Below are 12,267 nucleotides of genomic sequence, written 5' to 3'. Positions count from 1 at the left end.
GCTCAGGCCTGGCTGACGAGGTAGTTCACGAGGGCGTCGACGAGGCCGAGGGTGCCTTCCTCGCGCTGGGCGCCGGTGTCGAAACCGTCCAGGTGGGCGCCGAATTCGACGAGCGTGAGCTTGGTGCCGGTGGTGGTCGGTTCGAATTCCCAGGTGGCCACCGAGGTGGAGATATGGGAGCCGTTGAGCCACATGTCGTAGGTGTAGACGAGGCGTTCGTTGACGACGATGTCGGTGTAGGTGGCGACGAAGTGGGAGGTCACCTCGTGGAAGGTGCCTTCGTTGATCTCGCGGCCGCCGACCTCGAAGTCGACCGAGACCTCGCCCTGCTCCCAGCCTTCCTCGCCGCCGAACCACTTCGCCTTGACGGCGGGATCGGCGAATGCCTGGAAGACGACGGCGGGCGCGACGGGCACCTCGCGTTCGATGGTGAACTGGGCGTGGTTGATGGAGCGGGTCACCGTGTCGGTCATTGTTGTTCTCCCTCTGGGTTTCTGGTTGATTCCACGAGTAGTGCCGTGAGCCGGTCCACCTGCCGTTGCGCGGGTGGGCGTTGCCGGTGCAGCCAGTCGATCGCCGTCCCGAAAGCGTCCGGAACCAACTGGTAGGTGCGCACCCGGCCGATCTTCGCCGAGCTGACGAGCCGACCGGCCTCCAGCGCTTTCAAGTGCTGCACGATCGTCGGGAGCGCGACCTCGAACGGTGCGGCGAGATCCGACACCGAGGCGGGCCCGCGCGCCAGCCGTTCGACGATCGCGCGACGAGTCGGATCGGCCAGCGCCCGGAAGACACTGTCGAGTCCGCCGTCCGGTTCGTCGCTCGAATACTTAGGCACATACCTAAGTATTCACATCACGGTCGATTCGCGCAACCCCTCGTCCGGTTGCACCTGTATCGGCCGCCGTGGGATGCTGCGGCGAGATCGACGAGAGCGAGGTGAACGATGGTCGACGGCCCTCGCGTCACACCCGCTCCCACCGCGAGCCGGCGCGGCATCGGCGCCCGGGTGGCGGATTCCCCGTTCCTGTCCCGCGGCAGACGCCGGGTGGAAGTGGTCCCCAAACCCTCGGTCCCGACCGCCCGCGCCATCGTGGACTGCGCCGCCTACGTCGACGGCAAGCGGCTACCCGGCCGCTTCACCCCGGAGAGCGCCCTGGCCGAAATCCGCGGGCGCGGTGCGGGTTTCGTGTGGATCGGCGTGTTCGAGCCGGATCTGCACCAGATGGGCGAGATCGCCGAGACGTTCGGACTGCACGAGCTCGCCGTCGAGGACGCCGTCACCGGCAGACAGCGCCCGAAGTTCGAACGCTACGACGACACCATGGTCACCGTGATGCGGACCGTCGCCTATGTCGAGCACGATATGCACACGGTCAGCGAGATCGTGCAGACCGGCGAGATCATGGTCTTCCTCGGCGCCGATTTCGTCGTCGCGGTCCGCCACGGCGAACACAACGAACTCACCGCGGTCCGGCACGCGCTCGAGGCCGAACCCGATCGCCTCGCGCTCGGCCCCGGCGCGGTGCTGCACGCGATCGCCGACCACGTCGTCGACACCTATATCGACGTCACCCAGGCCGTCGAATTCGACGTCGAGTCGATGGAAGAAGAGCTGTTCAGCCCGCGGAGCAAGATCCCGATCGAGGCGATCTATCAGCTCAAACGCGAGATCGTCGAGCTGCGTCGCGCCGTGCGGCCGCTCGCGGGCCCACTCCAGACGCTCACCGCGCCGCACACTCCCCTGCCCAAGGAAGTGCGTCGCTACCTACGCGATGTCGCCGACCACCACAGCGGTGTCGCCGAACGCATCAATGACCTCGACGAAACCCTCACCACCCTCGTCGGTGCCGCCGTGGCCAAGATCGCCGTCCAGCAGAACACCGACATGCGCAAGATCTCCGCCTACATCGCCATCCTGGCCGTGCCGACGATGATCGCCGGGATCTACGGCATGAACTTCGATCACATGCCCGAACTCCGGCAGACCTGGGGTTACCCCATCACCCTGACCGTCATGGTCACCCTCTGCACAGCCCTGGTCGTCGTCTTCCGGCGCATCCGCTGGCTGTGAAGGCCCGTCAGGCGAGTCGACCCCATCGGATCGCCACGAACCCGCAGAGCGCGATGGCGGTGGTCATCCGCTTCCACAGACGCACCATCGCGAGCTCGAGGATGATGCCGATGCGGTCCGCGCAGGTGGTGGCCTCCGCCAGCGCCATGCGGTCATAGACCAGGGCTGGGTCGCTGAGGATTTCGTCGAGCCTCAGTCCTGATATCGCCTGATCAGGCGTCAGGCCGAGTTCCGGCAGCCAGGTGAGCCGCCAACGGCCATCGCCCCCGAGAACCGCCCGCTCAGGCGTCTTGTCGCTGCTCATGATCCGATTCGTGCGGTAGATCGTCATCACTGCCTCCTCGGCCGTCAGCTTGCGGCGTCCACCTTCCACGATCCTCGGAAATCGACGCAGACAACAGCTGGCGACGTGGCCGACATCGGAATATCATCGATGAATTTCGAGGTGAAGGCCAAAACTTTCGAGCGATCACGATCGAAGCGACCCACCGGCACGCCAGCCAGCTACCGCCCAGCACTGCGGTGGGAGTACTAGCTCCGGTCGAAGGCCGTGAGGATCTGTTCGGCAGCGAGGGCGGGGGTGAGGGTGCCGGCGCGGACAGCCGATTCCACTTGCGCGCGAACATCTTTCACGTTCGGATTGTCGGCCAGGCGACGCAGGATCTGATCGTGGACCATGGTCCAGGTCCAGTCGACCTGCTGGCGGCGACGCTTCTCGGCGAATTCTCCCGCCTCGGTGAGCACCCGACGGTGATCGAGGACGGTGCCCCAGAACTTGTCGAGGCCGACACCTTCCAGGCCGCTCATGGTGAGCACCGGCGGTTTCCACAGTGCGTCGTGCGGGTGGATCAGGCGCAGCGCGCCCGCCAGTTCGCGGGCCGCGCCTTTCGCCTCGATCTCGTGTTTGCCGTCGGCCTTGTTGACCGCGACGAGTTCGGCGAGTTCCAGGACGCCCTTCTTGATGCCCTGCAACTGATCTCCGGTACGGGCCAGGGTGAGGAAGCAGAACACGTCGACCATATTGGCGACCGTCACCTCGGACTGGCCGACGCCGACGGTCTCCACCAGGATCACGTCGTAGCCAGCGGCTTCCAGGAGCACGATAGTCTCGCGAGTCGCCTTGGCCACGCCACCGAGGGTGCCCGCGGTGGGCGAAGGCCGGATGAACGCGTCGGCCTCCAGGGACAACCGCGCCATCCGCGTCTTGTCACCCAGGATCGAGCCACCGGTGCGGGTCGAGGACGGGTCAACCGCGAGAACCGCGACCCGATGGCCCTGGTCCAGGAGATACATGCCGAGCGCGTCGATGAACGTGGACTTGCCGACGCCGGGAACGCCGGTGATGCCGACCCGGTTCGAGACGACACTGCCCGGTTCCGCGGCCACCCGCAGCAGCAGTTGCTGCGCGAGTTCCCGATGATCGGAGCGGGTGGATTCGACCAGGGTGATCGCGCGGGCCAGCGCCGATCGCTGTCCCGCTCTGACCTCGTCGGCGAGCACGTCGACGTCGATCGTCCGGCGAACACCCGTGGCGGTGCGCCCCTCGTTACGTGGCGAGCCGACGCCCGCGGTGGTCCCGAGCCGAGGGTGCGCTTCGGCACCCCCGGCCCCCTGTGCGGCGTTGCTCATTCGGCTGCGCCGCCACCGATCTCGTGCCCGAGCGCCGCGCCCAGCTTCTTCAGCAGGTCGATGGCCGCGTCGGCGATGACGGTGCCGGGCGGGAAGATCGCGGCGGCACCGGCTTCGTAGAGCTCGTCGAAGTCACCGGGCGGGATCACACCGCCGACGATGACCATGATGTCGGGACGACCGACATCGGCCAGTGCCTGCCGCAGGGCGGGCACCAGCGTGAGGTGACCGGCGGCCAGCGAGGACACACCGACGATGTGCACGTCGTTGTCGGCCGCTTGGCGCGCCACCTCTTCGGGCGTCTGGAACAGCGGGCCCACGTCGACATCCATGCCGAGGTCGGCGAACGCCGTCGCGATCACCTTCTGGCCGCGGTCATGCCCGTCCTGGCCCATCTTGGCGACCAGGATGCGGGGACGACGGCCCTCGGCCTCGCCGAACTCCTCGACCAGCGCGATGGCGGCGCCGATGTTGGATGCCTTGCCTGCTTCGTCACGGTACACACCGGACAGGGTACGGATTTCGGCCTGATGGCGGCCGTACACCTTCTCCAGCGCGTCGGAGATCTCACCGACGGTCGCCTTGGCACGGGCGGCGTTGATGGCCAGCGCGAGGAGATTGTTCTCCATGCCGCCCTCGGAAGCCGATGCCGCCCGGGTCAATTCGGCCAGTGCCTGCTCCACCGCGACCGAATCACGTTCGGCGCGAAGCCGTTCCAGCTTCTCGATCTGCTCGGCACGCACCCGCGAGTTCTCGACCTTGAGGACCTCGACCGCGTGGTCCTCTTCGACCTGGTACTTGTTGACGCCGATCACCGGCTGCTGGCCGGTGTCGATCCGCGCCTGGGTCCGCGCGGCGGCCTCTTCGATGCGCAGCTTCGGAATACCTTCCGAGATCGCCTGCGCCATACCGCCGTGCGCCTCGACCTCGGCGATGTGGGCGCGGGCCCGCTCGGCGAGCTGATGGGTGAGCCACTCGACGTAGTACGAGCCGCCCCACGGGTCGATCGGGCGGGTGGTGTTGGATTCCTGCTGAATGAGCAGCTGGGTGTTGCGGGCGATGCGGGCGGAGAAGTCCGTCGGCAGGGCCAGCGCCTCGTCGAGTGCGTTGGTGTGCAGCGACTGGGTGTGCCCCTGGGTCGCGGCCATCGCCTCGATACAGGTGCGCGCCACATTGTTGTAGGCGTCCTGCGCGGTCAACGACCAGCCCGAGGTCTGCGAATGTGTGCGCAGCGACAGCGATTTCGCGCTCTTGGGTTCGAACTTGGACACCAGTTCGCTCCACAGCAGACGCCCGGCGCGCAGCTTGGCGACCTCCATGAAGAAGTTCATGCCGATGGCCCAGAAGAACGAAAGGCGCGGCGCGAACTTGTCGACGTCCATGCCCGCGGCGATACCGGCGCGGATGTACTCCACCCCGTCGGCGAGGGTGTAGGCCAGCTCCAGATCGGCTGTCGCACCGGCCTCTTGGATGTGGTAGCCGGAGATCGAGATCGAGTTGAACTTCGGCATCTTCGCGCTGGTGAAGGCGAAGATATCGGAGATGATCCGCATCGAGGGCTTGGGCGGGTAGATGTAGGTGTTGCGGACCATGAACTCTTTCAGAATGTCGTTCTGAATGGTTCCGGCCAGCTGTTCGGGCGTCACGCCCTGCTCCTCGGCGGCGACGACGTAGAGCGCCAGGATCGGCAGCACCGCGCCGTTCATGGTCATCGACACCGACACCTGGTCAAGCGGGATCTGGTCGAAGAGCTGGCGCATGTCCAGAATCGAGTCGATCGCGACACCGGCCATGCCGACGTCACCTTGGACGCGGGGGTGGTCGGAGTCGTAGCCACGGTGGGTGGCGAGGTCGAACGCGACCGAGAGCCCCTTCTGTCCCGCCTGCAGGTTGCGGCGGTAGAAGGCGTTGGAGTCCGCGGCGGTCGAAAAACCCGCGTACTGGCGGATCGTCCACGGCTGGTTCACGTACATGGTCGGGTACGGGCCACGGAGGAACGGCGCGACGCCGGGCACCGTGTCGAGCGGATAGCCTTGCGCGACAACAGCATCCCGATCGGCCTTGGTGAACACCGGCGGAACGTCGATACCCTCCGGGGTCGACCAGACCAGCTGCTCGGCAGTGGTGTGGTTCGCCGTCGCGGCATCGGCCACGAAGGCGCGCACCTGCTCGGCGTCGACGTCGGCGGACGTGGGCGCGTGGTCGGTAAGCGGCACCTCGGCGAAACTACCGATGACGTGCTCGATATCGGATGTGGTCATCAGGCTCCCACCTTCTCCAGCAGCTGCGACAGGACCGCGACCGCGTCGATACGCAGGGCGAGGTACCCGTCGGGACGCTGCGTCCCGCTGTATTGCTCGACCGACTTCTCCGCACCGGCCAGCAGCACGGTCTCCACGCCCGCGGCACGCAGGGCGTCGGTCGCGGCTCCCGCCTGTTCGGCGTAGCGCTTGTCGGCACCGCACAGCACCGCGATGCGCGCACCGGATTCGGTTGCGGCGGTGGCGATGTCATCGATCGCGAGCGGACCGGGGTTGACCGATTCGATGCCGCCCGAGGCCAGGACGTTCGCGGTGAAGATGGTGCGCGCGTTGTGCTCGGCCACCAGGCCCAGCGGCACGATCAGCGCCTTCGGCCGGGCGCCGTTGGCCGCCAGGTAGGCGTCGGAACGGTTGCGCAGCGCTTCGAAGGCGGCACCGTAGCGCGCGTTCGGGCCGGGTTCACGGGCCTGCTCCGACAGCGGGGTCTCGGCGAGGTTGGGGAACTCGTTGACGCCGGTGACCGCGGTCCGGCGATGGGCGATGTCGGCGGCGCGCGTGGCAGCGGTCTCGGCGATCCGGGCCGCGAGCACACCGGCGTCGAGCGCGGCGAGATACCCACCCGCCGACTCGAGCTCCTGCATGAATGCCCATGCCTTGGCGGCGAGTTCGTCGGTCAGCTTGTCGACGTACCAGGAACCGGCGGCCGGGTCCTGCACGTGCCCGAGGCGCGATTCCTCGAGCAGCAGCAGCTGGGTATTGCGAGCCAGGCGCTGGGAGAACGTCGTGGAGACGCCGAGTTCGCCCGCGGGCAGCGCCGCGTCGAAGGGCAGCACGGTCACCGAATCGGCGCCGCCGACGCCGGCGCCGAACGCTGCCAGGGTGGTGCGCAACAGGTTCACCCAGGGGTCACGCTGGGTCATCATGGCGGCCGAGGTGATCGCGTGCTGCGGCGCGGCGCCGAAGGCGGGCGCACCGGAGACCTGGGCGACTCGGGCCCACAGCCGCCGGGCGGCCCGGAATTTCACGATGGTGGCGAACTGGTCGTCGGTGGCCGCGAAGCGGAACTCGAGCTGGTCGAACGCGTCGGCGATGTCGACCCCGGCGCCGGTGAGCAAACGCAGGTAGGCCAGACCGGCCGCGACGGCCGCGCCCACTTCCTGCGCGTCGGCGGCACCGGCGTTGTGGAAGGCGATGCCGTCCACCGTGATCGCGCGGACGGTCTCGGGCCGGGCGATCGCGCGCACGGCCAGCGCCACGGCCTCGGCCTGGTCGACATCTTCGGCGCCGGTGAAGGCGTTGGTCAGCGGGGCGGCGCCGAGGCCGACCCGGATCTGCGCGCGATCGGCGATCGAATAGCCGTCGAGCACCTCGTACACCCGCTCGGCGGCAGCACCGGTGGCCGCTCCGGCGACCAACGTCAGCGGGGCCAGTTCGAACAGCAGGCCACGCAGCGCGACAGGGATGTCGTCGACGGCGACGCCGTAGGCGCCCACGCCGAGCGCGATCGCGCTCACGCCGTTCTCCAGACCGGTCAGGATCGCCCGGTTGGTGGCCTCGGCGTCGTCCTGACCGGCGAAGGCGCCGACGAACCAGCCGCGCTGCGGGTCACGGGTGGCGTCGCCACCACGCACGTACGGGAAGGCGCCGGGCAGCGGCTGCTCGGGCAGCTCGTCGCGGCGGGTGTAGAGCGGGGCGATCGTCAGCCCGTCATAGGTGGTCTCGTCGAGCAGATGTTCCGGTTCGGCGGGGAGCTCGGAAGCCTCGACCCGTCGCGCTTTCGCCAGCACACCCGCCACACCCTTGCGCCACGCGGCGTACTCGGGCACCGGATCCGGCGCGAGCCCCGCCCCGGACTCTGAACCAATCGGCATAGCTGCTGTTCTCTCTTCCATTCGACGACCGCACCCCGGCGTGCTGCCGGTCCGTGAAATCCCACAAACGGGCCCACAGCGAACCAGGATGTGTCCGGTTCCCTGATGATGCTAACTGTGACAGGGTGTCCACCCACTCGGGCCATCCCCTACCGGCCGGTACGCTTACCCGGGTGCCCCGCCTGCTCCGTTCCCCGCGCCTGCTCATCGCCATGGCCGGGCTCGCCGCGCTGTTCGTGCTGGCGATGATGGTTCCGTTGCCGGGCCCGCAGCAGATCCGCGACTGGGCCGGCGGCGCCGGGCCGCTGTTGCCGTTGCTGTTCTTCCTCTTCTACGCGGTCGCCGCCGTCGCCCCCGTTCCGCGCACCGTGCTCACCGTGACCAGCGGCGTGCTGTTCGGTCCGGTCCTCGGGTCGGCCATCGCGATGGCCGCGACCGGTGTCAGCGCGACCGCGGCGCTGCTCGGGGTGCGCGCGCTGGGGCGCGACCGGGTCGCCCGGCACCTCACGCATCCGGCGGTGCGGGCGATCGACGATCGGCTGGCCCGGCGCGGGTGGCTCGCGGTCGCCGCGATCCGGATGATCTCCTTCGCGCCGTTCTCGATCGTCAACTACTGCTGCGGACTGTCCTCGGTCCGGGTCTCTCCCTATCTTGTCGCGACACTGGCCGGTTCGGCACCCGGCACGATCGCCACGGTTGTCTTGGCCGGTTCACTGGCGGGCGGCACCCATCCTGCCGCGATCATCGTGTCGGCCATCTGCCTGTCGATCGGGCTGGTCGGCCTGATCGTCGACCTCCGGCTACCGGTCGACGCGCCGGTCCTCGAGCCGGAACCCGCCACCCCCTGACCGACCGCGCGCCTCGGCCGGAGCGGTCCCGATCTGTTCCGCTGATGTGAACTAAAACCCCATTACTCCAGGGGCAACTGGTCTAGGTTGTGATTCGAAACAAATCTGAAAGTGATCTTCTTCACACCTTCCAATTGTGACTTAACAATATTTCAGATAACTCTCAGAGTTATAGACTCGGAATAGCCCAGGGTTCGCCAGCTACATCCGGTGCGGGATCCAGAGCAACACCCGGTGACGCGCCCGCGACCACCGAATCCCCTTCGCGCCGTTTCTCGGCTTGCATTCCCCATGAGGTGACCCGCCATGGAATACACCCATCTCTCCGAATTCCGGATTCGCTGCGGCGACCTGGTGATCTGGACCCCCGAACTCACCTCGTCCGAGACCTGGCACGACGACGAACGCCCCCTCGCCAGCGTCCACGAGCAGTACCTCGGCTTCCTCGATCCCGACGACGCCCGCCCTGGTCGCGGCCGCTCCTCGAGCTGCGCACCCTTTACACCGCGGTCACCACCGGCGGCGAGATCCGCGACTCGGCCACCTTCGGCAGCCCGGCCGACTACGCCGTCATCGAGCGCGCGGCGGCCGAGGAACTCGACCCCGAATCCCCCGCCGTCGCGGTGTGGCGTGAATTCCTCGGTGCGCCGGGCTCGCCCATGCCCCGCTTCGCCGCGGATCAGGTCACCGTCCTGGACGGTGAGCACGCCCAGCCCAGCGTGTCGCGCACCCTGATCGGCATCGACCAGCTCGAGGAAATCGAGGCCGCGCTCGATCGCATGAAGCACCGGCTCTCGGTGACGGTGTTCGCGGCGTTGGCGATGGCCTCCCGGGAAACCTTCGGCGACAACCGGTTCCGCACGGTCATGCCGATCGCCACCCGGCCCGACCTCACCTGGCTCGAATCGATGGGCTGGTTCGTCAATGTCGTGCCGGTCGACATCACCCTGCCCGCGGGCGCGGACATGGCGGTCGCGCTGACCGCGACCCGCGCCTCGCTCAAGCGTGCCCATCTCTGCGACGACGCCTCCTGGGGCCGTTCGCTGGCGATGGCCGGTGCCGTAGAAGGACCGACCTACGGTGCGTCCTTCCTCGACATCCGCATGCTTCCGGACTACGAATTGGTCGCCGAACTGCGTGGACGCACCTTGCGCGCCGTCTCGTACTCCACCGAAGAGGTGTATTTCTGGGTCGTACGCGGCCCCGACGGCCTCTATGTCTCTACCCGTCACCCCGCGGGCCTGCCGGGCGAGGTCATGGAACGCTTCCTCGCCGAGTTCGCCAGGGCGATGTACTCGGTGACCCTGGTTCCGGTCGCGACGGCGCCGGTCACCGACACCGCAGCAGCACTGAGCGCGGGCTGAGCATGCGTGCGCTGCTGGCCTTCACCGGGAGCCGGGGCGATGCCCAGCCCGGCATTCTCCTGGCCCGCGAGCTGGTGGCTCGCGGGCACTCGGTGACGCTCGCGCTGTCCCCCAATCTCGTCGGCTTCGCCACCGCGCACGGCATCGCCGCCGTCGGTTTCGGTCGCGACAGCGCCGAACTGCTGCGCACCCAGCACGACGATCACCGCTTCCGCAGTCCGAATCCGCGTCAGCGGGTGCGCGCGGTGCTGGATCTGCAGCGGCGCGGGGTTGTCGAGGCGGTACGTGACCTGCTGGTTCTCGCCCCCGGTCACGACGTGGTCGTGACCGGGATGGCGGGCGAGGAAGCGGCCGAGAAGGTGGCGCGGCGCGTTGGGTTGCCGCTGGCAGCAGTGCATTTCTTTCCGATCCATCCGAATCGCTCGGTCCCGGTGGTGCCCACCGCGTGGGGCGCCAGGATCCCCGGGGCGCTCAATCGGCGGATCTGGTCGGGCCTGCGGTGGGCACGTGACGCGGCGCTGGAACAGCCGCTGTCGGAGTTCGGAATCGTGGAACATCCGCTACCCGACCGAGTTTCGATCCAGGCCTATGACGTCGAGCTGTTTCCCGGGTTAGCGGCCGAGCTGCCGGAGCGACACCCGGTGACGGGGTTCGCCGTCGATACCGCCGGATTCCTCGGCGCGCCGACCGATCCGGCGCTGACCGCGTGGATCGATGCCGGTTCGGCACCGATCTATGTCGGTTTCGGCTCGATGGCGGTCGACGATCCGGCCGCGCTGGTGACGATGTTGCGCGCGGTCTGCGCACGTCGGGGTCGCCGACTGCTGCTGGCCGCGGGGTGGGCGGGGATCGAACCGTCGCTGTCGCCCGAGCTGGCCGTCGTCGAGCAGGTCGAGCACGCTTCGATTTTCCCGCGCTGTGTCGCCGCGGTGCACCACGGCGGTGCGGGAACTACCGCCGCCGCGTTGAGAGCGGGTGTCCCACAGGTGATCTGCGCTGTCCAGGCCGATCAGCCGTACTGGGGCCGGGCGTTGGCGCGGCGCGGCCTGGCGGGCACCGTGCGCGCCGCCGAGCTCACCGAGACCGCGCTCACCACTCTGCTCGACCGAGTCGCCGATCCGAACGTGGTGTCGCGGGCGGCCGCCTACGCGAGCCGGTTCGCCTGCGACGGCGTAGCGCGTGCTGTCGACGAGGTGGAATCCCTTGCCGCCCTGTCGTTCCCGACACCAGTTTCCAGCCACGCCGGGAGGCCGCAGTGAGCACCGAAATCGCCGTTCGCACCACCGGACTCGGCAAGTCCTACGGAGACTTCGCCGCGGTCGGCAGCATAGACCTCAGCATCGCGGCCGGATCGGTGTTCGCGATGCTCGGTCCCAACGGCGCGGGAAAGACCACCACCGTCCGCATGCTCGCCACGCTGCTCCGGCCGGATCGGGGTAGCGCCGAGGTGTTCGGTTACGACGTGGTGCGCGAGGCGACCGCGGTGCGCTCGATGATCGGGCTCACCGGCCAGTACGCCTCCGTCGACGAAACCCTCACCGCCGGTGAGAATCTGCGCCTGTTCGGTCGGCTGCTCGGCCTGTCGCGCCGCGAAGCGGGCAGCCGGGCCGATGAACTCCTCGAGGAATTCGAGCTCTCGGCTGTCGCGCGGCGCAGCGTCAGCGCGTTCTCCGGCGGCATGCGACGGCGCCTCGATCTGGCCGCCACGCTGATCACGGTGCCCCCCTTGATCTTCCTCGACGAGCCGACCACGGGGCTCGATCCACACACCCGCGACCGCATGTGGGGCATCGTGCGCGGGCTGGTCGAGCGCGGCGCCACCGTGCTGCTCACCACCCAGTACCTCGAAGAAGCCGACGCGCTGGCCGACCGGATCGCGGTCATCGACCGTGGCACGCTCGTCGCCGACGGCACCCCCGCCGAACTCAAGTCCTCCATCGGTGAGCAGGTGCTGCGCTTGGACATCCGCGACACCACCGACCTGCGCCGCGCCGAGGCGCTGATCCAGGACATCACCGGCGACGTGCCCGAGGGTTCGTCGACGGGGACGTTGACGATCGCGTTGCGCGACGTCACCCGCGGCGCCGATATCGTCGCCGCGTGCCGAGACGAGGGCATCGCGCTGCGCGGGTTCGCGGTGGACCGACCCGATCTCAACGAGGTGTTCCTCTCGCTGACCGGGCACGCACGCACCGTGGACGCGAGATGACCACCCTTCGCGAA

The 12,267-nt window shown here is 68.3% G+C and carries 11 protein-coding genes; 5 read left to right on the top strand and 6 right to left on the bottom strand.

What is annotated here, in order from left to right:
- Positions 1 to 2 precede the first annotated feature (2 nt).
- Both ACQHI0_RS10075 and ACQHI0_RS10070 read right to left on the bottom strand, forming a co-directional pair.
- The gene (locus ACQHI0_RS10075) at positions 3 to 473 is read right to left on the bottom strand and encodes an SRPBCC domain-containing protein (RefSeq protein WP_427907665.1); all 471 of its coding nucleotides are present in this window, start codon (positions 471 to 473) and stop codon (positions 3 to 5) included.
- Complete coding sequence (locus ACQHI0_RS10070; protein ID WP_427907664.1) at positions 470 to 835, bottom strand: ArsR/SmtB family transcription factor; 366 nt, start codon at positions 833 to 835, stop codon at positions 470 to 472. The genes ACQHI0_RS10075 and ACQHI0_RS10070 overlap by 4 nt, the downstream gene beginning before the upstream one ends.
- Positions 836 to 943: 108 nt before the next feature.
- Here ACQHI0_RS10070 and ACQHI0_RS10065 point away from each other — a divergent pair, with 108 nt between their 5' ends.
- A complete protein-coding gene (locus tag ACQHI0_RS10065; protein WP_427907663.1) occupies positions 944 to 2,071 on the top strand; it encodes a magnesium and cobalt transport protein CorA in 1,128 nt (375 codons plus the stop codon).
- Positions 2,072 to 2,078: 7 nt separating this feature from the next.
- Here ACQHI0_RS10065 and ACQHI0_RS10060 read toward each other — a convergent pair whose 3' ends face one another.
- The 4 genes from ACQHI0_RS10060 to ACQHI0_RS10045 form a co-directional block, all read right to left on the bottom strand.
- The gene (locus ACQHI0_RS10060) at positions 2,079 to 2,402 is read right to left on the bottom strand and encodes a hypothetical protein (protein ID WP_427907662.1); all 324 of its coding nucleotides are present in this window, start codon (positions 2,400 to 2,402) and stop codon (positions 2,079 to 2,081) included.
- A gap of 200 nt (positions 2,403 to 2,602) precedes the next feature.
- Positions 2,603 to 3,700 (bottom strand): methylmalonyl Co-A mutase-associated GTPase MeaB, encoded by a 1,098-nt coding sequence (gene meaB, locus ACQHI0_RS10055; protein WP_427907661.1) that lies wholly within the window; start codon positions 3,698 to 3,700, stop codon positions 2,603 to 2,605.
- Entirely contained in the window at positions 3,697 to 5,961 is a 2,265-nt protein-coding gene (gene scpA, locus ACQHI0_RS10050) for a methylmalonyl-CoA mutase (protein ID WP_427907660.1), read from the bottom strand. The genes meaB and scpA overlap by 4 nt, the downstream gene beginning before the upstream one ends.
- Complete coding sequence (locus ACQHI0_RS10045; RefSeq protein ID WP_427907659.1) at positions 5,961 to 7,832, bottom strand: methylmalonyl-CoA mutase family protein; 1,872 nt, start codon at positions 7,830 to 7,832, stop codon at positions 5,961 to 5,963. The genes scpA and ACQHI0_RS10045 overlap by 1 nt, the downstream gene beginning before the upstream one ends.
- A 173-nt stretch (positions 7,833 to 8,005) precedes the next feature.
- On the opposite strand from ACQHI0_RS10045, the gene ACQHI0_RS10040 reads away from it, so the two are divergent.
- From ACQHI0_RS10040 to ACQHI0_RS10025, 4 genes are all read left to right on the top strand, one after another.
- Positions 8,006 to 8,680, top strand: a complete 675-nt coding sequence (locus ACQHI0_RS10040; protein WP_427907658.1) for a TVP38/TMEM64 family protein — start codon at positions 8,006 to 8,008, stop codon at positions 8,678 to 8,680.
- A 296-nt stretch (positions 8,681 to 8,976) separates the two neighbouring features.
- Positions 8,977 to 10,044: a hypothetical protein gene (locus ACQHI0_RS10035; protein WP_427907657.1), complete on the top strand. Its 1,068-nt coding sequence runs from the start codon at positions 8,977 to 8,979 to the stop codon at positions 10,042 to 10,044.
- Between the two features lie 2 nt (positions 10,045 to 10,046).
- The gene (locus ACQHI0_RS10030) at positions 10,047 to 11,303 is read left to right on the top strand and encodes a glycosyltransferase (RefSeq protein ID WP_427907656.1); all 1,257 of its coding nucleotides are present in this window, start codon (positions 10,047 to 10,049) and stop codon (positions 11,301 to 11,303) included.
- A complete protein-coding gene (locus ACQHI0_RS10025; protein ID WP_427907655.1) occupies positions 11,300 to 12,253 on the top strand; it encodes an ATP-binding cassette domain-containing protein in 954 nt (317 codons plus the stop codon). Before ACQHI0_RS10030 ends, ACQHI0_RS10025 begins: the two co-directional genes overlap by 4 nt.
- The last annotated feature ends 14 nt before the right edge of the window (positions 12,254 to 12,267 follow it).

The organism is Nocardia sp. FBN12 (genome assembly GCF_050320175.1).
Lineage (GTDB): Bacteria > Actinomycetota > Actinomycetes > Mycobacteriales > Mycobacteriaceae > Nocardia.
Note: the sequence above shows the minus strand (reverse complement) of the source record. Positions and strands in the feature narration are given on the sequence as shown.

What these genes read in the sequence shown, in the direction of transcription:
- ACQHI0_RS10075 (WP_427907665.1), bottom strand. Translation starts at nt 473, where the DNA reads ATGACCGACACGGTGACCCGCTCCATCAACCACGCCCAGTTCACCATC.
- ACQHI0_RS10065 (WP_427907663.1), top strand. Translation starts at nt 944, where the DNA reads ATGGTCGACGGCCCTCGCGTCACACCCGCTCCCACCGCGAGCCGGCGC.
- ACQHI0_RS10060 (WP_427907662.1), bottom strand. Translation starts at nt 2,402, where the DNA reads ATGACGATCTACCGCACGAATCGGATCATGAGCAGCGACAAGACGCCT.
- meaB (WP_427907661.1), bottom strand. Translation starts at nt 3,700, where the DNA reads ATGAGCAACGCCGCACAGGGGGCCGGGGGTGCCGAAGCGCACCCTCGG.
- scpA (WP_427907660.1), bottom strand. Translation starts at nt 5,961, where the DNA reads ATGACCACATCCGATATCGAGCACGTCATCGGTAGTTTCGCCGAGGTG.
- ACQHI0_RS10045 (WP_427907659.1), bottom strand. Translation starts at nt 7,832, where the DNA reads ATGCCGATTGGTTCAGAGTCCGGGGCGGGGCTCGCGCCGGATCCGGTG.
- ACQHI0_RS10030 (WP_427907656.1), top strand. Translation starts at nt 10,047, where the DNA reads ATGCGTGCGCTGCTGGCCTTCACCGGGAGCCGGGGCGATGCCCAGCCC.